General features: G+C 54.4%; 14 protein-coding genes. 1 reads left to right on the forward strand and 13 read right to left on the reverse strand.

The features are described 5' to 3' along the window. Positions 1-2: 2 nt before the first annotated feature. The 4 genes from B0G52_RS03405 to B0G52_RS03420 form a co-directional block, all read right to left on the reverse strand. Complete coding sequence (locus B0G52_RS03405) at positions 3-1,586, reverse strand: extracellular solute-binding protein (protein WP_094042120.1); 1,584 nt, start codon at positions 1,584-1,586, stop codon at positions 3-5. 138 nt (positions 1,587-1,724) lie between these two features. Next, positions 1,725-3,299 carry a response regulator gene (locus B0G52_RS03410; protein ID WP_094042121.1) on the reverse strand — a complete coding sequence of 525 codons (1,575 nt, stop codon included), beginning with the start codon at positions 3,297-3,299 and terminating at the stop codon, positions 1,725-1,727. 3 nt (positions 3,300-3,302) lie between these two features. Beyond that, the gene (locus tag B0G52_RS03415) at positions 3,303-5,105 is read right to left on the reverse strand and encodes a sensor histidine kinase (protein WP_094042122.1); all 1,803 of its coding nucleotides are present in this window, start codon (positions 5,103-5,105) and stop codon (positions 3,303-3,305) included. A 48-nt stretch (positions 5,106-5,153) separates the two neighbouring features. Further along, the gene (locus B0G52_RS03420) at positions 5,154-6,011 is read right to left on the reverse strand and encodes a helix-turn-helix transcriptional regulator (RefSeq protein ID WP_369827004.1); all 858 of its coding nucleotides are present in this window, start codon (positions 6,009-6,011) and stop codon (positions 5,154-5,156) included. A gap of 123 nt (positions 6,012-6,134) precedes the next feature. Between B0G52_RS03420 and B0G52_RS03425 the strand changes: the two genes are divergently transcribed. Next, positions 6,135-7,673 (forward strand): sulfatase family protein, encoded by a 1,539-nt coding sequence (locus B0G52_RS03425; RefSeq protein WP_094042123.1) that lies wholly within the window; start codon positions 6,135-6,137, stop codon positions 7,671-7,673. A gap of 202 nt (positions 7,674-7,875) precedes the next feature. Here B0G52_RS03425 and B0G52_RS03430 read toward each other — a convergent pair whose 3' ends face one another. The 9 genes from B0G52_RS03430 to B0G52_RS03470 all read right to left on the reverse strand — a co-directional run bounded on the left by B0G52_RS03430 (position 7,876) and on the right by B0G52_RS03470 (position 19,708). Next, complete coding sequence (locus tag B0G52_RS03430) at positions 7,876-8,781, reverse strand: alpha/beta hydrolase (RefSeq protein ID WP_094042124.1); 906 nt, start codon at positions 8,779-8,781, stop codon at positions 7,876-7,878. Positions 8,782-8,917: 136 nt separating this feature from the next. Further along, the gene (vapC, locus tag B0G52_RS03435) at positions 8,918-9,298 is read right to left on the reverse strand and encodes a type II toxin-antitoxin system VapC family toxin (protein WP_158223563.1); all 381 of its coding nucleotides are present in this window, start codon (positions 9,296-9,298) and stop codon (positions 8,918-8,920) included. Between the two features lie 15 nt (positions 9,299-9,313). Beyond that, positions 9,314-9,517, reverse strand: coding sequence for a hypothetical protein (locus B0G52_RS03440; RefSeq protein WP_094042126.1), 204 nt, complete (start codon positions 9,515-9,517; stop codon positions 9,314-9,316). 652 nt (positions 9,518-10,169) lie between these two features. Further along, positions 10,170-11,534: an ABC transporter substrate-binding protein gene (locus B0G52_RS03445; protein WP_143762509.1), complete on the reverse strand. Its 1,365-nt coding sequence runs from the start codon at positions 11,532-11,534 to the stop codon at positions 10,170-10,172. 1 nt (position 11,535) lies between these two features. Then, positions 11,536-12,969, reverse strand: a complete 1,434-nt coding sequence (locus tag B0G52_RS03450) for an ABC transporter substrate-binding protein (RefSeq protein ID WP_158223564.1) — start codon at positions 12,967-12,969, stop codon at positions 11,536-11,538. A gap of 101 nt (positions 12,970-13,070) precedes the next feature. Continuing rightward, on the reverse strand, positions 13,071-13,628 hold the full coding sequence (locus B0G52_RS03455; RefSeq protein WP_233162327.1) for an RNA polymerase sigma factor: 558 nt from the start codon (positions 13,626-13,628) through the stop codon (positions 13,071-13,073). Positions 13,629-13,775: 147 nt separating this feature from the next. After that, positions 13,776-17,768 (reverse strand): endo-1,4-beta-xylanase, encoded by a 3,993-nt coding sequence (locus B0G52_RS03460; RefSeq protein WP_094042129.1) that lies wholly within the window; start codon positions 17,766-17,768, stop codon positions 13,776-13,778. Between the two features lie 32 nt (positions 17,769-17,800). Beyond that, a complete protein-coding gene (locus B0G52_RS03465; RefSeq protein WP_094042130.1) occupies positions 17,801-18,721 on the reverse strand; it encodes a carbohydrate ABC transporter permease in 921 nt (306 codons plus the stop codon). Between the two features lie 12 nt (positions 18,722-18,733). Then, the gene (locus B0G52_RS03470; protein WP_094042131.1) at positions 18,734-19,708 is read right to left on the reverse strand and encodes an ABC transporter permease; all 975 of its coding nucleotides are present in this window, start codon (positions 19,706-19,708) and stop codon (positions 18,734-18,736) included. Positions 19,709-19,771 lie beyond the last annotated feature (63 nt).

Below are 19,771 nucleotides of genomic sequence, written 5' to 3' on the forward strand. Positions count from 1 at the left end.
GCTTAGGACTTCGTCTTGTCGTACGCCTCCTGGTAAATCCGCTGCAATTCCTCGATTCCCATCTTGTTCAGGGTGCTGCGGAATTCGTCCCATTTATCGAAGCTGAGCGCTCCGGCAATGAACTTGGTGCTCTGCTCCTCGTAATACTTGTCGATGTCGTTGCGCAGTATGTTGACGCGCTGCGCGGTCTCCTCGTCGAACATCGGCGCCCCGTATTTCACCTTCGGCATGTACGGATCGAGCTGCTTCTGCGCTTCCTGCACTTGCGGCGGATTAATGTACGAGGCAACCCGATCGCTGATGATGTGAGGCGCTCCGCCGCCCGCATAAGGCGTAATTTTCGGCTGGTTTTCCGCCTTGGCGTACTCTTCCGTATAGTAAGGAATTCCGTCCTTCAGCACGTAATGCTCGCCTTCCCTGCCGAATCTCAGCAGCGTGGAGCCTTCGTCGCTGTAGAAATAATCGATCCAGCGCATCGTCGCTTCCGGATGCTTGTTGACGTCGGTGATCGCGAAGGCTCCGAAATCCCGTGCGATCGGCGCCGTCTGGGCTTGCAAGCGGTCGCCATGGGGGCCGGCCGGCGGGGCGATCCCTTCGTACTGATCTTGAATCGGCAGGAAGTTGTTGTTCGTCTGATCGAAGAAAAATCCGGCCTTCCCCGAACCTTGCTTGGCCAGGAAATCCGCCTCTTTGTGCGAGAACAGCTCGGGATCGAGCAGCTTCTCCTTGTACAGCCTGTTCAGGTACATCAGCATTTCCTTGTTCCGCTCGTCGCCCATCCAGATTTGCACCTGGTCGTTGTCGATATTGATGTTATAGCCGAGCTGCTGATCCAGGCCGAACGAGCCGCTCATCATGTTGACCACGACCAGGCCCGCCCGGGCGGTCATCGGTATTTCGTCCTTCAGCCCGTTGCCGTTCGGATCCTGGTCGCGGAAGGCGATCAGCGCCTCGTACAGCTCCTCCGTCGTCTCCGGCGTTGTCAGGCCGAGCTTCTCCAGCCAGGCTTTGTTGATCCACTTCTTGTCCGTGCGCGCGGCTGCCAGCGTTACAATGCCGGGAATAGCGTAGATGTGGCCTTCCGGCGTCGTAATGCCCGCCCGAATCTCCGGATATTGCTCCATTAACGTCTTCAGATTGGGAGCGTATTGGTCGATCAAATCCTCGAGCGGAATGAGCTGGCCCGCGGCGCCGTACCGGATCGCTTCAAGCGGCGACAAGCCGGAGCGGTAGATGGCGTCGGGAAGCTCGTTGGAAGCGAACAGCAGGTTTTTCTTCTCCGCGAAGCCGTCCGTCGGCGCTTCGATGAATTCCACTTGAATGTTGCTCAGCTTCTCGTAGTCCTGGAAGACGGGCATGTCCTTGAACGGTCCGTTAACGGGGGCGATGCGGGTGAACATCTTGAGCTTGATCGTCTCCGGGACGATCGGAAATCCGCTGGCGCTGACGCCCGATGGCGAAGCCGAAGGGGGGCTGGAGGCATCGTTTCCTTTGTTCTTCGAATCGGAGCCGGAACTGCATCCGGCCATAACCAGACTCGTCGCGATCGCGATGCTGACCGCGGAGCTCTTCCAATGTTTGCGCATAAAGCAGTGACCTCCACTTATCGTAGGTTTCACCGACGGTTCGTGTAAGCGTTTCCGTCAATGTGCGTTCATTATAAGTCACCGGAGACAGAGCAAAATTATAATAATATGACTATTTACTCCACATATTTTACGGTTTTACTGGCGTCCCAAACTGTTGATATACGCTTGCGGCGTCATTCCGGTCGTTTCCTTGAACACCTTGAAGAAGTAGTTGTACGTCCCGAATCCGACTTGATCGCTGATCTGCTTGATCGAATACTGCCCGCTTTCCAGCAGCTTGCGGCCGGCGTCGATGCGCACCCGGTTCAAATATTCGGAAAAGGTCGAATGCGTCTCCTCCTTGAAAATCCGGCTTAAATACGAAGGGTTCAAGCCGATATGCTTGGCCGCCATCTCCAGAGTGACGCTCTCCTGGTACCGCTCGCGAACGAAACGGATCGCTTGGGAGACGTGGCGGGAATACGAGCCGCCCGCGCGCTGCCGCTTGAGCAGATTCAGCAGCGCGGAGTAGTAGTCCTGCATCCACCGCTCCAGTTGGCCGATCTCGGCGATCCGGCCGAGATCGGTGCGCGAAGGCAGCTCCCCTGGCCCGATTCGGGCTGACGCCAGCCCTTCCTTGAACGCTTTATCGCTCACCCTGAGCAGCTCGCCGACGATCGTCTGCACGGCATGGGAATGAAACGGATAGCTGCGCAGCGACGCAAAAATGGCGGCGATCAGCCGCCCAATCGCTTCATGGTCCTGCCTCTCGACAGCCAGCAGCAGCAGCTTCTGCTCCTCGATCGATAACGAAGCGCGCTCTTCGGGCAAGCCCTGGCCCGTTCGATCCAGCCTCCGTTCGGCGGAAGCGTAGCTTGCGCCGAGCTGCGACAAGCTGCCGCAGGCATGCCCGATCGCGCAGATGCATTTCAAATTCAGGAACAGCTCCAGAGAATGCCGAAGCTTGCTCATCTGTCTGTCCGCCTCGCTCGCTACAGCATGCTCGCTGCGTTCCTGGAAGGCGAATACGACGATAAATCGTCCGTCTTCGACGTAAGCGGCCGTGCGATCGCGAATGTCGCCCAAGCTCTGCTGAAGAATATCGACGGCCTGTTGAACCATCCGGTTCGTCTGAACGTCGCTGTACGATTCCGTCAGCAGCAGGAACGGAATAATCTGCACGACCGCGGCCACGTAGCTTATCGCGCCGGGATACAGACCATGCCTATCCGCCAAAGCCTCCAGCTCCTTGGCGGATTCCGGCGTGCCTCTCGCCAGATCGGCCGCGAGATCGCGAAGAGCGGCCGAATCGAGACTCCGGCGCGCGGAAGGAAGCTCATCGGCGCCGCTCTCTTGCCGCAATTCCTTCGCCGCCTTATTCAGCAAGGAGATCAGAGCGGCATCGTCCAGCCGATGCTTCAGAAGATAATCGGCAGCGCCGCTGTTCAGACATTCGCGCACATAGTCGTAATCGTCGTAGCTGCTGAGCATGAGCGTCCTGACGGACGGATAGCGGTCGCGAATCGTCCGGTTCAGCTCGACGCCGTTCATTCCCGGCATGTCCACGTCAATGACGGCGATGTGAGGCGGGGCGCGTTCGATCATCTCCAGCGCCATGCCGGCGGTATAAGCTTCGCCGCACAGCTTAAAGCCGTGCTTCTCCCAATCGAGCAGATTTCGCAGATGATGGTGCGCCAACGGTTCGTCGTCTACCAGCAGCACTTGCAGCATCGTCTACATCGCCTCTTTTCCGATCGTTTCGACTTCTTCCGCGTACAGCTTGGGGAAGCGGATTCGCGCTTTCGTATACTTGCCCGATTCGCTGAACAAACGGATTCCGTACGGCTCCCCGTACAAACGGACGATTCGTTCATGCACGTTGCGAACGCCCATCCCGCTGAACCGCGACGAAGCTTCGCCGTCCCCCGGCTTCAGCATGCCGTCCATCTGCTCCTGCGTCATCCCTCCGCCGTTATCCTCAACTTCGATGACGAGGTCGTTATGCTCCCCGTATACGCGAATGACCACATTCCCTTCTCGATCCGACCGCCCTATGCCGTGAAGGATCGCATTCTCCACCAGCGGCTGCAGCATCAGCTTCGGCACCCGGCACTCCAGCAAAGCCCGATCCTCGATCTGCGTCGTCATTCGAACCGGTTCCATATACTTGTACTTCACGACCGAAACATAGCTGGAGACGTACTCCAACTCCTCGCGCACCGTCAAAAACTCGTTCGAATTGCCGAGCACGGCCCGCATGAGCTCGATCAGCGAACCGGACACCTCCTCGATATTTGGCACCCCGTTCAGCTTGGCCAAATATTTGATCGTATTCAGCGAATTGTAGAGGAAATGCGGCCGAATCTGCGCCTGAAGCGCCGTCAGCTCCGCCTCCCGCTTCTTTTTCTCGCTGACCCGTATCCCTTCCATCAGGCGCTTCAACTCCTCCACCATGCTGACGAACACGCGGTATAATTCGCCGATTTCATCCCTCGACTTGATCTCCGTCCGCGGAAAGGACAAGTTCCCTTCCTTCACCTGCATCATCATCGACTTCAAGCGTCTGATGTTGACGGTCGTCCGGAACGACATCTGCAGGGAACCCATCAGGACGACGAGGAAGACGATGACCGATACCTCGATCATCAAGTTGCGGACTCGGGTCGATTCGCTCAGCAGCGAGTCCATCGGAACGAGAGCCAGCGTCGTCCATCCCGTATAGTCGGATTGATGGCGGACGACGATGTAGGATTTGCCGTCCAGCTCATGCTCTGCCGAATGGGTGAGGCCGGCATACTGCCGATTCATGGCGTTAATCGTGTCTATGGAAGGGGCGGAAGCGGACGGGGCGGATTCCGTCTGGTAGACGAACTCGCTCTGGGCATCCAGCACGTAGAGGAGGCTGTCTTTTGTCGGTCTCACGCCGAACGTTTTCTTGATGAAGTCGTAGTTCAGGTCGACCATGACGACGCCGATCGTCTTGCGATCATAGCGAATCTCCCTCCCTACGGTAATGGCATCCGTATCGCCCGGAGGCTTGAAATACGCATGGCGGGATCCGTTGCTGAGGATGTAGGCCATCATCTCGGTATCCAGAAATCTGCGGTCCAGCCACGGCGCGCCGGAGAAGATCACCTTCCCGTTCAAGCCGACGATCGCCATCCGCGTAATGTACGGTTTGTAGGCCATGAGCCCCGACAGAAATTCTTCGGTCCGCTTCTGCTCCTGAAACCCTTCGTAGCTGACCTGGTCATGCGGACTCAGCAGCGTATCGAGCACGCTCGTCTTGCTGGTGACCGCTACGGTATTCAGCCGGTCGATCTCCTGGAGCATAATGTTCAAGGATTCGTCCGCCTGACGGATGCTGTCCGACACCGAGGTCACCGCATTTTTCTTGATCGTATCGCGCATGTTGACATAGATGATGGAAGTGACGGAGACGATCGACAGCAAGGTTACGAGTCCGAATGCGATAAACATTTTACCCTGGATATTCAGTCGGGGAGAAAACCATCTTCGAAGCCGGGATAGAATCATGTCCATGCCCCCTTGTTCGTGTATGCGCTTGCAATAGTGAGGAGACGCTCAGCCTTCCGTCGCGCGAACGGCTTGAGGCGACATTCGGTAGTACATTTTGAACGCTCTGGTGAAGGTATACAGACTGGGATAGCCCAGAGAAAGAGCGATTTCCGTAATCGTCGCGTTCGTCTCCCGCAGCAGACGTTTCGCCTTCTCCATGCGGATTCTCTGAAGATATTTCATAGGGGACATGCCGATCTGGCCGGTGAACACCTGGGTGAAATAGGAGCGGTGGACGCCCGCGAAGGCGGCAACCTGCTGAACCGAGATTCCCTCCGTGGCGTGCAGTTCCATGTATTCCAGGCATTCGTCGATCCAGCCGGCGGGTTCCGGCGAAGAAATGGACGCCGTATCCTGAATCAGCTCGGCCAACAGTCCGCAGACGAGGCTCTGCAGCTTCAACGCCGCGGACGGACTCCACCGCTCAACCTCCGCCAACGTCCGAATCGCCAGTTCGGCTGTTTCCTTGACGCGAGGGGTCGCCCGCTTCCGGCCATACGGCTTCTCCGGGATCAGTCCCGCGAGCTCCAGCAGCGGCTTCGCCCTGTCCCCGTCCAGCGCGAGCCAGCTCATGCGAAGCGGCGTGTCCGACGGGAGCATGCGGTAATGATACGTACGGTCGGGGAAAAGGCAGAACAAATCGTCTTTCCGCAACTCGATCTGCTGGCCGTCGTGTTCAAGCTGCAGCATTCCGTCGTGTATAAAATGAAGGCTATAGCATTCGATTCGTTTCGGCCCGACTTTGTAATTCGGCTTAGCTCGGCTGCGTCCTGCCCGTACCGGCCATAATCGCCCCTCCCGATCCAGATCCGAGGGCGTATAGTAGAAAAATTCCGCGTATTCGTAATCGTATTCCTGCATCATCCGGGCTCTCCTCCGCTTAAGCATTTCCCGCATGAAAGCGACAAAATGACAAACCCAATCTAACATCATGCCATTTACGAAATGTCTTTTAACCCATAATATCATAGCTGGAGGCGATTTCAATTGTCTAACGCACCTAACATTTTGCTAATTACAAGCGACCAACAGCATTGGAACACCCTTGGCGCTGCCAATCCGGAGATCTCTACGCCGAACCTCGACCGCCTTGCCCGCGAGGGCACCGTATTTTCTCGGGCTTATTGCCCGAATCCGACCTGTACGCCCAGCAGATCCTCCATCGTTACGGGGATGTATCCGAGCCAGCATGGAGCCTGGACGCTCGGCACGAAGCTGCTGGAGGATCGCCATACGGTAGGCGAAGATTTCAAGCAGGCCGGATACCGGACCGCGCTCGTGGGCAAAGCCCATTTTCAACCGTTGAAATCGACAGAGCAATATCCTTCTCTCGAAGCTTACCCGGTCTTGCAGGATCTGGACTACTGGAGGCGCTTCAACGGACCGTTTTACGGCTTCGATCATGTCGAGCTGGCCCGCAACCACACGAACGAAGCGCATGTCGGGCAGCATTACGCGCTATGGATGGAAGAGCAGGGATGCGCCAACTGGCGCGATTACTTTCTCCCTCCGACCGGAACGATGGACCCGGCGGTTACGTACAAGTGGCCCATTCCGGAAAAATACCACTACAACGCCTGGATTGCGGATCGAACGAATGCCCTGCTGGAAAACTACAAGAAGGACGATGCCCCCTTCTTTCTGTGGTCGAGCTTTTTCGATCCGCATCCGGAATATTTGGCGCCCGAGCCTTGGGACACGATGTACGATCCCGACAAGCTGACGATTCCGTCCGCCGCGCCGGGAGAGCATGACCGGAATCCGCCGCATTTCGGCCTGACCCAGGAAGAGAATCCCGACTTCTCCCACTTGGCGGAGACCGGGTTCGGCATTCACGGCTACCGCTCGCACCATTACTACGAATACGGCACGAAGTTCCGATTGACCGATGCCGACAGGAAGAAGCTGGTCGCCGTATACTACGGGATGATCAGCTTGATGGACAAATATATCGGGCGTATTCTCGATAAGCTGGACGAACTGGGATTGGCGGACAATACCCTTGTCGTGTTCACGACGGACCACGGCCACTTCTTCGGCCAGCACGGCCTGCAAGCCAAGGGAGGTTTCCATTACGAGGATCTGATCAAGCTGCCATTCATCGTCCGATATCCGGGGCATGTGCCGGCCGGGGCGACCTCGAACGCGATTCAATCGCTCGTCGACTTGGCGCCTACGTTCCTCTCCTTCAGCGGCCTGCCGATTCCGCCGGCCATGACGGGCGTCGATCAGAAGGACGTGTGGCTCGGAGCCAAGGACAAGGCGCGGGAGCACGCCATCTGCGAATTCCGCCATGAGCCTACGACGATCCACCAGAAAACCTACGTGGATCAACGGTACAAAATCACGGTATATTACAATCAAACCTATGGAGAATTGTTCGATCTGGCGGAAGACCCCGGGGAGCTCCGCAACCTGTGGGACGATCCGGAGCACGCGGAATTAAAGGGAGAGCTTCTGCTGAAATATATCTGGGCCGAGCTTGGCAAAGAGCCGATGCCGATGCCGCGCATCCATCATGCGTAACAGAGCCTGACCATTTGTAACCGAACCGTAATATAGCTTTCATCTGATCTTCATGTTGAGGGGTTACAATACAAACATGACCCCCCTTTTCAATAATATATACCTTGAGGCTAGCGGCCCGTTGCCGCTAGCCTACTTTTTTTATGCTCGATTATTTGCCTGGATTTGACTTTCTTCGAATACATGGTCAAATCTTGTGTAACTAACAATTACGCGAGGAATCGGAATTAAGCAGGGCATCCCGGAAAAAAGCGGTCACCGCCGGCCAGAAAGCCGGATCGCGGTCCGAGGCGCTGTGTCCTTCCGCGTCCACGAACAAGTGAGGATGGTCGGGCGTGCGGGATAAGATGAGATGGAGTTCGCCCGGAGGAATGAATCCGTCCTTGCGCGAATGAACGAGCAATACGGGCGTGCGGCGGCTGCTGGCGTTGTCGTTCAGAATGCGGACGGGATCAGCCCTATGGACCGTCTTGCGCGGAATGCGGCTTCGCCACAGCATGAAACTCGGAATGAGCTGTGCGAGCGGAAACTGCGGCAGCTTGCGGCGGCGCAGCTCGGCTCCGATCATCGTGGACAGCCTTACGGGCATCGAATCGGTAACGAGCGCGGCGATCGGGGCTCCTGCGTCCAGCGCGAGCACCGCTCCGAACGCGCCGAGGGAGTGGCCGACCACGCCGATGCGGGCCGGATCGACGTCCGATCGCCGAAGCAGCCAGTCGATGGCCGAGAGCAGATCGTCGCGGAATTGCAAGCCCGTCGGCGTTTTGTAGTAATCGCTGTCCCCATGGCTCCGAGCGTCGTACATCAGAATAGCGTAACCCTGCTCGTGCAGCGGAAGCGCATACCTCAATACGCGCGAACGGTTAGAGCTCCAGCCGTGCGCGACGACGATGACCGGGCTCGGCCCGGACAGCATAGCCTGGGGCATGAACCAGCCTTTCACCGTCGCTCCTCCGCTTTGCCATTCCGTTTCCTCGTAAGGCACCGGTGGGCAGGTCTCGTTCCGAATAAGCCGCGGCCGCTGCGCCTTCACCGTCAGCCCGTACAGCGCAGCCGCGCTTCCCGTAAACGCTCCCGCGCTTCCGACCATCCATGCCACAATCGACACGCCGCTCCCCTCCGTTACGAAAGTATGGAATGCTCCTATTTTAACCCGGTTCCTTCTGTTTTACTGGTCAAGCAAATAAAAAAGCCCGAAGGCTTTGTGGTGTCGCTAATCGTAACGAAGCCGGCATTAGTAGGAATCACACATCACAAATCCTTAGATCAATGCATTGAGCAATCGAAGTGAAGTCCTTATCCTTATGCAACAATTCACATGAAAACTCAATAGCAACAGCGGCAATGATACAATCATTCGTCTTTCTGACTGTGAATCCTTTGCCTCGACAAGTGCGATAGATGTCGGCTGCATGGATATACGTTTTTAACGGTGTTGTATGCAGTATATTCAACGCTGTTAATGTCTGCTTTACCCGATCATACTGCCTATCTTCACCAATCCCCTGAAGAATTTCTGTCAAAATAATATCAGTAAGCGCTATTGGCTTTTGCTCGATAATAAGCTTTCTCAGTTTATCTTTTTCTTTGGATTCAGCCCCTCCGAAAAAGTCGATCCAAAACACTGGTATCAACCAGGATCATAGCCGTTCCTCTCGCATCTCATCCAAGTTGCCTTCCCACTGTATCTTCCCTTCAAGCTCAAGTAAGTCGCGATATACTTTATTATTTAAAAGATAAGCAATAGCGGAGCGCACCGCTTCATTCTCTGAAGTCGAGTGAAACCATCCCTTTAACCGTTCCAAGTCGTTTTCATCAAGTGATACGAAAATTTCCTTCATCATTTCGTCCACCACCTAAGCTCACTGTTGTAGTACATTATACCACAGCATGGGTAGACAAAACAGCGCTGAGAACTTATCCCGGCACCGCTCCAAGCAACTGCTGTAGCCCGACCTGGTCGGGCTGCAGCGTAAGAATCGGTGGGTGGGTCGCTCTAACCCGATACGGTCGGGCTGCAGCGCGAGAATCGGTGGTTGGCACGCTCTAAGCCGACCTGGCCGGGCTGCAGCGTAAGAATCGGTGGTGGGTTCGCTCCAAGCCGACCTGGTCGGGCTGCAGCGTAAGAATCGGTGGGTGGGTCGCTCTAAGCCGATCCGGTCGGGCTGCAGCGTAAGAATCGGTGGGTGGGTCGCTCTAACCCGACCTGGTCGGGCTGCAGCGTAAGAATCGGTGGGTGGTTTGCTCTAAGCCGACCCGGTCGGGCTGCAGCGTAAGAATCGATGGGTGGGTCGCTCTAACCCGATCCGGTCGGGCTGCAGTTCAAGAATCGGTGGTTGGTGCGCTCTAACCCGACCCGGTCGGGCTGCAGCGTAAGAATCGGTGGGTGGGTCGCTCTAAGCCGATCCGGTCGGGCTGCAGCTCGAGAATCGGTGGTTAGTTCGCTCTAAGCCGATCCGGTCGGGCTGCAGCTCGAGAATCGGCACTCGCGCAGGATCAGGGAACGAACTGGTCAAGCAATTTTTGCCCTTCCTGTTGCAGCGTCTCAAGCGCTTGCTCTGTCGTAATTTCGTTTGCAATCGTGGCGTCCATCTGCTCGGCGACCAGTTTGTTAAACGGTGCGTAAAACTCCGTCGGAATGACGCTCGTTACATAGTTCGGCGGACTCGGCCAGCCTTTTTGCTGGTAAAAAGGCTCGTAATCAGGATCGTTTTTCCACTTCGGATAATCCTTGAAGGAAGACAGTTCTGTGCCTGCCGAAGCGTAAACTTTGCCGACCGGCTCGGAGTGGAGCTCGCGGATCGCATTCCAGGCCGACTCCGGCCGGCTTGCGACGGTCGGAATCACAAAAATGTAGTCGGCGGTGAACCACCAGGTGCGTTCAGGATCTCTTTCGCTGACCGGCCCCGGAAGCACGCCCCATTCGAAGGACGGCGGCTTCGCCTTCAGCTTCTGCATCAGATCGACTTGCCCGTAGGTCATGGCGACCTTGCCTTTGTAGAACAAGTCGGAAGCTTCCTGTTCTTCCTGACTCACATACGTCACGCCGTCGACGACTTCCTGCTTCCGGCCGTTCAGCCCGAGCGAACCGCGGCGGTAGGAATCGGCGACCACGCGCCACATCCGCTTCCATTCCTCGCTCTGCATGGTCATTTTACCGTTGCGGGTATCGACAAAATTCAGCCCTTCCGTCTGCGCGACCACTTGAACCAAATCGAAAGGAGATCTGACGTAAGGCTCGTAGAAGCCATAGCTTCCTTCCTCCAGCGACGCATCCTGCGTAAAACGGTCGGACAGACTCAGCACCTCGCTCCAAGTCATCCGTTCCTGGGGTTTCTCGATGCCATAGGTGTTAAACATCGTTTTATTGTAATACAGGATGGAGGTTCGAATGCTTGGCGACAGCCCGAACAGCTTGCCCTCTTCGTTGTCCTTCATCCGTTCGATCATGCCGGGAGAAAATACGTTCAGGTCCATCTTGTCCCGCGACACCCATTCGCCCAAATCCCGTAAAGCCCCCAGGTCGACCATAGGCGAGTACATCAAGCTGTTCATAATGACCAGATCGGGTTTAGTTCGCTCCAAGTAATCATTAAACGCTCGTAGTGCCTCTTCCCCCTTTAATTCATACAGCTTGACGTCGCTCATCGGCGCAAGCGTAATTTTCCAACCGGGAAAACGTCCTTCGAATATCGCCCGAAACTGATAATCGTAAGTTCCTTCATCGATCACGCCCAGCACGAGCTCTTTCGGCGCTTCCGGTTTGGCCTCGGGCTGGCAGCCGGACAGCAGGGCTGCCGGTACGGCGGCCGCAACCGCCCATAGCAGCGTTTGCCGCATTCGTTTTCGTATTTTAGTCACGTTAGTTCTCCTTTCGCGCTGCCATCTCCGCCCGCGCCGCAATGGCAAGCTCTTCCGTACGCTGCTGCAATTGGCTCACCGCCTGCTCCGACGAATAGTTCCCTTTGATCGCCCCGCGCGCCGCTTCGTCGCCCGCAGCTCTCACCGATTGGATGAAAGACGGGTTGGGCGGCCTGTACATCGACTCCTCGTACCGCAGCACGGAGGCGCTGTCGACATTCAGCTTATAGAAGACGCCCTCTCCGGTTGCCGAATCCTCTTGCGAAGCGGGGAGCCTCGAAGACAATGAACTCCCTTTCCGACTCCGCTCGCTCTGCGCGTGCTCCGGCCCGTTCATAAATCGGAGCATCGACCAAGCGGCGTCCTTGTTCGGAGACTTTGCGTTGATCGCGTACACCGTCGCAATCGACAACTCCGAGGCAATGTCGGAACGATCCGACGAGACCGGCTGAGTGACGATTCCCCACTCGTCCTGGAATCCGATCTGATCGGCGGCAGAGAAGACATCCTGCCGGTAGAAGCTCGATCTGAACGTCATCGCCGCATGTCCGGTCAGGAACGGGTCTGCTTTGTACAGCTCGGTCGTCGAGATGTGGCCGTTAGGCTCGGAGGACGGCCATACTCCGTCGAATATCCATCCATCCCGATAACCGCGAGTCACCTTGTCCCAGACGCTTCGCCACGAAGCGGAGTCGATCGTCGGGTTCAGATCCGCGTCCGTCAGACGAAGTCCGTCCGCTTCCCCGACATTTTGGATCAGATCGAAGGGCGACATGCCCCAAGCGGTCGTCAGCCCGTAGATCGGCTGCCCGGACTGTCCCTGTCCGTTGAAACGGGCGGCCAGTTCCAGAGTCTCGCTCCACGTCATCCGGTCTTCAGGAGGCGCAACGCCGAAGCGCTCGAACAGGCTTTTGTTATAGTACAAAGCATAGGTTTCAAAATGGGGCGTCAAGCCGTACAGCTCGCCATTCCCGGCTTCCCGGATCGTACGGATAATCGGCGCGTGAAAATCGGCCAGTTCAAAGCCGTCCCTCTTGGCCCAGGCGTCCAGCGGTTGAATAAGACCTTCCTCCGAGAGAGCATCGATCAGAAACAGCGGAATTTGCAGCAGATCGGGCTCGTACTGCAGAAGCCACTGTTTATAGGCCTCCGGCTCCGTCGATTCCGGGTAGGGCGGAACTTCAATTTGCGCATTCGGATGCCGCACGACGAATGGAAGACCGAATTCGTTCATGAAGCTCGCCCGGTCGAAATATTGGACTTTGAGAACGACATCCTCCTGATCCCAAGCGTCGATTCGAGCCGTCTCCCCGCTCTCCTTGCCGGCCAACAAGCCCGACAACGAATCTCGCATCAACCATCCGGAGGCGAGCAGCAGAACGACCATGGCCCCGGCGAAGACCGGCTGAAATCTGGATTTACGAGTGGCAGGCACACTAACACGCTCCTTAATTTTTCGCATCGTGCGTTCGTTAAAGCTTACGATCCCAAGGGGGGCTTCGGAGAGCTCCTTTTCCCAATCGCTCAGCTTTCGGCTCATAAGCGCTCGCTCCTCTCTTCGGCGTTCTCCGACAAGCTCGAGCCGATCGATAACCTTGCCCGATGAAGCCGGGATTTGACCGTGCCTTCGGAAATATTCAGCAGCTCGGCAATTTCTTTCATAGACAAGTGGTAATGAGCGAACAGAATAAGCACTTCGCGCTGCTTGCGAGGCAGCTCCAGCACCAGGCTCCAGATGCGGTTTTTCTCTTCGCTGCCGAACCATTCGCTCTCTGCCGAGCGCTGCGAGTCCTGCCGGAACCAGGAAGGGAAGAGCTGCACCCTGCGCATCCAGGCGGTCTTGAGGTAGTCGAGCGCGGTATTGCGGGTAATGGATAAGAGCCAGGATTTCACGCTGGAGCGGCCGCGAAAAGAATCCAGATGCTCGTAAGCTTTCACGAATACGTCTTGAGAGATATCTTCCGCCAAGTCTTTGCGCTTGGTGATGAAGTAGGCGTAGTTCGATACGTCTCTGCCGTAGGTCATCATTAACTCGTCGAACAGAGCGCGCTTGTCCACTCCGCCGGTCATATGCTTTAAGTAATCGAAAGCCACTGCCGATCCCTCCCGACAATAGGACGAGCCAATGCGGCGAAAGTTCCCTTTTCAGGAAAATAAATTGCCGAAACGGCAGATAGAGGGAGCTGATTGTATAGTAAAAAACCTTGCCTTCATTTATCGGCAAGGTTTTTTACGTTGCGGTTATTTATAAATATTAACCGTTTTTTTCTTTGCATCCCAAACTACATTAGCGCCAAGCTTTTCTGAAATATACCTAATGGGCACAAATGTGCGACCTGCAGGAGATAAAGCAGCTGAACCCATGCCATCAGGCAGTTGCTCGTCTATAACAAGTCTCAAGGTTACACTTCCTTTAGTAATCACAACGGTTCTTGTAGCGGCGATCCAGCTCACAGACGCATCCAACGCTTCAGCTACAGCGCGGAGCGACATCATTGTCCTGCCTCCAGCGATATAAGGCGCAACGTCATTATCCATCTGCTCTCCATTTTTCACAAATGCTTGGTCGCCAATTTTGAAGTTGATTTTGTACAAATTGTCCGAAACAATCACTCCATGCGTTCCTGTTTCATAGGTGTAAAATTCAAATGTTTTGCCGTCTGGCGAGAACTCGCCGCCTAGCTGACGGTAGGTCTGCGTTTGTTCGTCGAAAATGATACCGGTGAAGTTAGCTTTCTGCTCGTCGGTCAGATTGAAGTCGGAAACGTTAATCGTAACCTTCGTCGGTGTCTTGGTTTTACCAACAGCCTGGCCGTCTGTCTTGATGTTGATCTCATAGACCTCTTTCAGAAACGTCTCATTCACCTTATCCGTCTTCACCAGTTTATTAATGATATTATCCTTAAAGATGACCTGGCTTGGCGCAAAAATGAGGGTAACCTTGGAGTCCTCTTTAAGTCCCCATTCCTTCAGCTGCCCGGCGGCAAAGCTTGCTTGATAACGTCCGTTGGTAATTACAAGCTCACTTTTACTGCCGATCATTTTATTCAATTGGTTCGCTTCAACAACTGCGCCGACTTGGCCATCCGCAATTGTAATGCCTGACGAAATATCATTCGGCGTTATCAACTCGCTTGGTGCCGATGGTTCCGACGGTTGCGATGGCGTCGAAGTTGAAGGTTGTGACGGCGCCGGACCCGTGTTACCGCCGGAGTCCTTAAATACTGCGGTCGCCGTAACGTTATTCGCTGGCATTGTGAAAGTCGCCGTTCCGCTGGTATTGCTGCCATCTGTGAATGTAACGTCCGGGTTAATGTCCCATCTGACAAATGTCTTTCCGGAAGGTCTTGTTGCTGTGATCTGGACTGGCTCGCCTATGTCATAATTGCCGCTTCCTGTTCCGTTAACAACCGTCACGGTATAGGAAGAGCTTTGTTGCCCTGCCAGCTTAAGATTGCCCCAATTGAGGCTTGAGTTATAACTATTGGCCTCGGGATCGCTCCAAGTGACTTGCGGCCTGCTGGCAGCAGGAGGCGGGTCATTGATTTGAATATCAAAACCGACAACCATCTCCTCTGCCGGAGCGGCGGCTGCACGCCATGGGAGCTTCATTTCCACAAGATAGCCATAGCTTGTGCGCTCGGCAAATGAGTAATCCTCTCCCGAATCTATGCCCCAGCCTTGTACATCTGTTTTTTGAGAGGTTCCGCCATCGGCATCCACACGGTACTGGTTGCCCTCCGTTCCGCTATAGCCTCCTCTAAAGTTGGTTTCGCTTAAAAACACCTCAACGGAGTCCCTCTCCCACGCATTTGCCGAGCTAACATCAATCTGATTGTCGGTTACCTCTACACGGACATAGATGTTTTGCTCATCCCACAGAACTTTAACTTTTCCTGTTGCATTAGCTTTGCCAACGGCTTGTTTGTTGGCGTTGATAACCGGAGCTGTTGCCCAAGCCGCATCGTTCGTGCCCAGATCAGGCGTACCATACACAGCGTTAGCTGTCGGGGGCACATACACTTCCGGAAGCTCCGTGTTTTCTAAAAATTTTACCGGGTCCAATATGGCCTGGAAAGCCGGTTTTGACTGAAGCTTGTTATCAAAGTGCAATGGCGAAGCATCGCCGTTGTTGCCGCCGCGCCAACTGCTTGAATCCTCTCTGCCCCACAGTGTCACACGCTCAATGATATCCGCATTCTTCTTGTAGAGTTCGAATAGCTGCGCGTATAAAATAGCTTGGGTTTTCTTCTCCGCGTCGGTAGCTGTCTTTGTTGTGCCGGCATTTCCTGCTGGAATGTCCAGCTCAGACACGCTAATCTTAACGCCAAGCGTTCTGTATAGATCAATCGCTGTAGTTACGTTATCAATAAGAGAGCTGCTCTCACCGGTCCAGTAGTGCGCCTGCATACCGATGCCTTCGATCAGCAGACGACCCTGATCCGTATTCCGAACATCCTCTTTCCAACGGTCGTTGTATTTTTGAACCATATTATAGATTTGCTGACGATTCGGAGAGAGATGTTCATTGAAATCGTTGTAATACAAGGCGGCGTCCGGATCGGCCAGACGGGCGAATACAAACGCGTCGTAGAAGTAATCGTCGCCTTCTTCGCCTCTAGCTGTATCCGCTCCATTTGCATAGGCTTGCTTCCATGGGGAGTTCGATCCGCCTGAAACGGCTTCGTTAACAACATCCCAGGAAATGACTTTGCCTTTGTAATGCCCTGCGACGGTATGGATATACTCTTCCAGATTCGCTTTCGCTTCCGCACGAGTAAGCGGTTGGCCGGAAGCATCTCTCGTCAGCCAGGTCGGCGACTGGGCATGCCACACCAGTGTATGTCCGTGAACCTTGATATCGTTAGCAAGTGCCCAATCTACCAATTTGTCGGCATTTTCGAAGTTATACTCCCTGTTATTATTCACCAAGCTCTCCGGCTTCATCGCATTCTCTGCCGATACCGCATTGTAATGATGCTTATACATGTCGAGAGTTCCGATATTATCCAAGGTTCCAGGCTCCATAATATTGCCGAACAGGAAGTCATCTTCGTAGGCTTCATAGAGCGAAGGCAATCCGCTCTCCCACTCCGGCGGTACAATTGGAACAGGCACTCTTAACATCTCCAATTTAACATCGTCAATATAATACTTGAGCTCTGTTTGTCTGGCGGCATTGATAAATGCGATTCTTTTGACAAGCTCGTGGTTTTCCGGAACCTCAAAGTCAAACGCAATACGGGTCCATTGCCCGCGTGTCAGATTAAATCTTTGGCTAAATATACCTCCCCATGCATCAGAACCGTTTGTAGTCGAATCCACGCGTATTCCTATTGCTGGAGTCCCCGTTTCCGGGCCTGCGGCATAAACGTTCGCCGTAAAGCGATATTTACCTGTAGGTTGCATACCCGGCGCTTCAAGCTGATCGTTGTTGAGGACAACACCGGCGTAGTCTTGCGAAGGCGACGGCGAGTCAACCACAAGGCTGCGTGTGCCGTTAGACGCAATATCGGCAGAGGCCGCAACATTCGCAACGTCGCCGTCTTTTACGAAGGTGTCCTTATAATCCTCGAAATCTTCGTAGAACAGTACGGTGTTATTCCCACTGCCGGTTTCTTCTATAGTGACGGTAATATCATCAATATAGAAGTCTTTACTGTCTTCCTGCAATTGAATCTGTAACCTGGCAAAGTCCTTGCCGTTTTCATTGATGATCTCGTTGATACTTTTGGTCATCGTTAGTTCAAAGCTGCCGCCTGCGGCAACCGCCTTATTTACCAACCACGCATAGTATTGACCTGAGTCGGTCTTGTCTCCCGTAGCTTGCAGGATGGCGTTGCTTGTGGAAACGCCGGCGGGAAGATGACCTTTGACCGTAATGGTATATTTCTCATCAAGATCGGTAAAGAGCGAGCCTTTGATATCCACTCCGAAGTAGTTCTGCGTTCTTCCAGTCACCAAGAGCGATTTCTTGCCGTTATCGCCGTCTTTAATGGTAACCGTGGGTGACCCGTTGATCTGTAAACCATCAAACGCGGTAACAACGATATCGTCAGCTTGATCTTTGATAGCGGTATCATTCTGCATATCGTATACAACAGTGCTCGTAGAAGCGTCGTTTATCCCGAATTCTTCGGCGGCGGCGCTGGCAGGCACCGGCGTAAGCAGCATGGCCAAGCAACAGAGAAACGCGAGCATTCTGTTGATTGGCTTTGACACTGGCTTTGACATTGGTTAAATTCCCCTCCATTTCTTAAATCGCACTACTCTTTAACGCTTCCGAGCTGCAATCCCGACACAAAATGCCGCTGCAGAAACGGATACACAACCAGAATCGGTACAAACGCAACCATCGTAATGGCGGCACGGATCGACAGCGGCGTAATCATCGTTGCGGTGTCCTTGGCGGCTGTAGACGACAAGCTCGGATTGGCATTGGAATTCACCGACGATGACAGCAGCCTCATCAGCTCGTATTGAAGCGTGCTAAGCTCCTGGCGGGACGAGGCGAAAATGAACGTATCAAACCACGTGTTCCATTGGCCTACGGCCGTAAACAGCGAGATCGTCGCGATAACCGGCGTACACATCGGCAAAATGATGCTGAAAAATACCCGGAAATCGCTTGCGCCGTCTATTTTGGCCGATTCGTTCAAGCTTTCCGGCAGCGTGTGAATATAGGTGCGGACGACAAGCATATTAAATGCGCTGATCAGCCCCGCGCCCGCGCCCGGAAACAGAATGTAAACAAGAAAGGTATTCAGCAAGTTCAAATCCTTGATCAAAAAGTACGAAGGAATAAGGCCGGCGCTAAAATACATCGTAAGGATAAAAATCAGCGTAACGGGTTTGCGGAACATATATTCCTTACGGCTAATCGTGTACGCCAGCATAGCGGTCAGGAAAACGCTGACCACCGTACCGATCACGGTCCGGGCGACCGACACCCAGAATGCGTGGTACACTTTCCCGGACGCAAATACCGCCTCATAGTTTTTGAGCGTCCATTCCCGCGGCCATACGTAGATGCCGCCGCGCGTCGTATCGAGCCCTGAATTGAATGAGATCGCCAGCGTGTTGAGGAACGGATATAACGTCACAATCGCAACGAATATCATGAATAAAAAGTTGAGCGTATGGAACAGGAACGGCTCCGTCTTGAATTTTCTGATGGTCGTTTGCATGCGGAGCCCTCCTTATATAAGTCGCTCTTCGCCGAGACGCTTGGCGATTAAATTCGCGCAGTAGAGTAGAATGATGCTGACTACGGTTTTGAATATACCGGCTGCGACGCCGAGCGAGTAGTTCCCGAGCTTGAGCCCGTACTTCAGAACAAAGATGTCGATCGTCTCCGACCAGTCGAGCACTTGTCCGTTGCCGAGGAAATATTGAATGTCAAAACCGCCGCCGTTCAGAATCCAGCCTACGTTCATAATCAGCAGAATAACGATGATCGGCCTGATGCCAGGCAGGGTGATATTCCATATTTTACGGTAGCGCCCTGCTCCGTCTACCTCCGCCGCTTCGTACAGGGACGGATCGACGGACGCAATGGCTGCCAGGTAAATAATCGTGTTCCAGCCAACTTCCTTCCAAACGTTGGTCAGCCCCACAATTCCCCAGAAGTACTTGCCTTCTCCCAGCCACAGAATCGGTTCATTGATAATGTGCAGCTTCATAAGCACGATGTTCACGATGCCGCCTTCGGTGGATAACGCCATGGAGACGAGACCGGTAACGATAACCCACGACAGAAAATGCGGAAGATACGAGATGGTTTGGATTAGCCGCTTGAAGCCCGTTTTCTTGATTTCGTTAAGCAGCAGCGCCAAGCCGATTGCTGTGACGAACCCCAGAATGAGCGAAATGAAGCTCATCGCGATCGTATTGCGCAGCACCCGGATAAAGCCCTCATCCATGAACAGAAACTTGAACTGGTCCAGTCCGACCCATTTCTGTTCAAAGATCGAAGCTCCCGTCATCGGCTTAAAGTCCTGGAACGCCATCAGCCAACCCCATAGGGGACCATAGGCAAAAAGCAGGACGTAGGCTACCATCGGAAAGGACATGATGATCAACTGTCGCTGACGGACCATCTTCCTCCAGAACGCTTCGGTCCGCGGAGCGGACCGGGGTGCGATTTCAACCTTGTGAATGTTATGCTGCGGCATCGCTTCCGCCTCCTGTCTCGAACGAGCGGAAGGCCGGAACAATCGCTCCAACCTTCCGCCCCC

The sequence above is a fragment of the Cohnella sp. SGD-V74 genome (genome assembly GCF_003001675.1).
Classification (GTDB): Bacteria; Bacillota; Bacilli; order Paenibacillales; family Paenibacillaceae; genus Cohnella.

Bases quoted from the DNA above. Each gene is read 5' to 3' on its own strand.
- B0G52_RS03460 (WP_094042129.1), bottom strand. From the start codon at position 17,768: ATGTCAAAGCCAGTGTCAAAGCCAATCAACAGAATGCTCGCGTTTCTC.
- B0G52_RS03470 (WP_094042131.1), bottom strand. From the start codon at position 19,708: ATGCCGCAGCATAACATTCACAAGGTTGAAATCGCACCCCGGTCCGCT.
- B0G52_RS03415 (WP_094042122.1), bottom strand. From the start codon at position 5,105: ATGATTCTATCCCGGCTTCGAAGATGGTTTTCTCCCCGACTGAATATC.
- B0G52_RS03405 (WP_094042120.1), bottom strand. From the start codon at position 1,586: ATGCGCAAACATTGGAAGAGCTCCGCGGTCAGCATCGCGATCGCGACG.
- B0G52_RS03410 (WP_094042121.1), bottom strand. From the start codon at position 3,299: ATGCTGCAAGTGCTGCTGGTAGACGACGAACCGTTGGCGCACCATCAT.
- B0G52_RS03420 (WP_369827004.1), bottom strand. From the start codon at position 6,011: ATGATGCAGGAATACGATTACGAATACGCGGAATTTTTCTACTATACG.
- B0G52_RS03465 (WP_094042130.1), bottom strand. From the start codon at position 18,721: ATGCAAACGACCATCAGAAAATTCAAGACGGAGCCGTTCCTGTTCCAT.
- B0G52_RS03440 (WP_094042126.1), bottom strand. From the start codon at position 9,517: ATGATGAAGGAAATTTTCGTATCACTTGATGAAAACGACTTGGAACGG.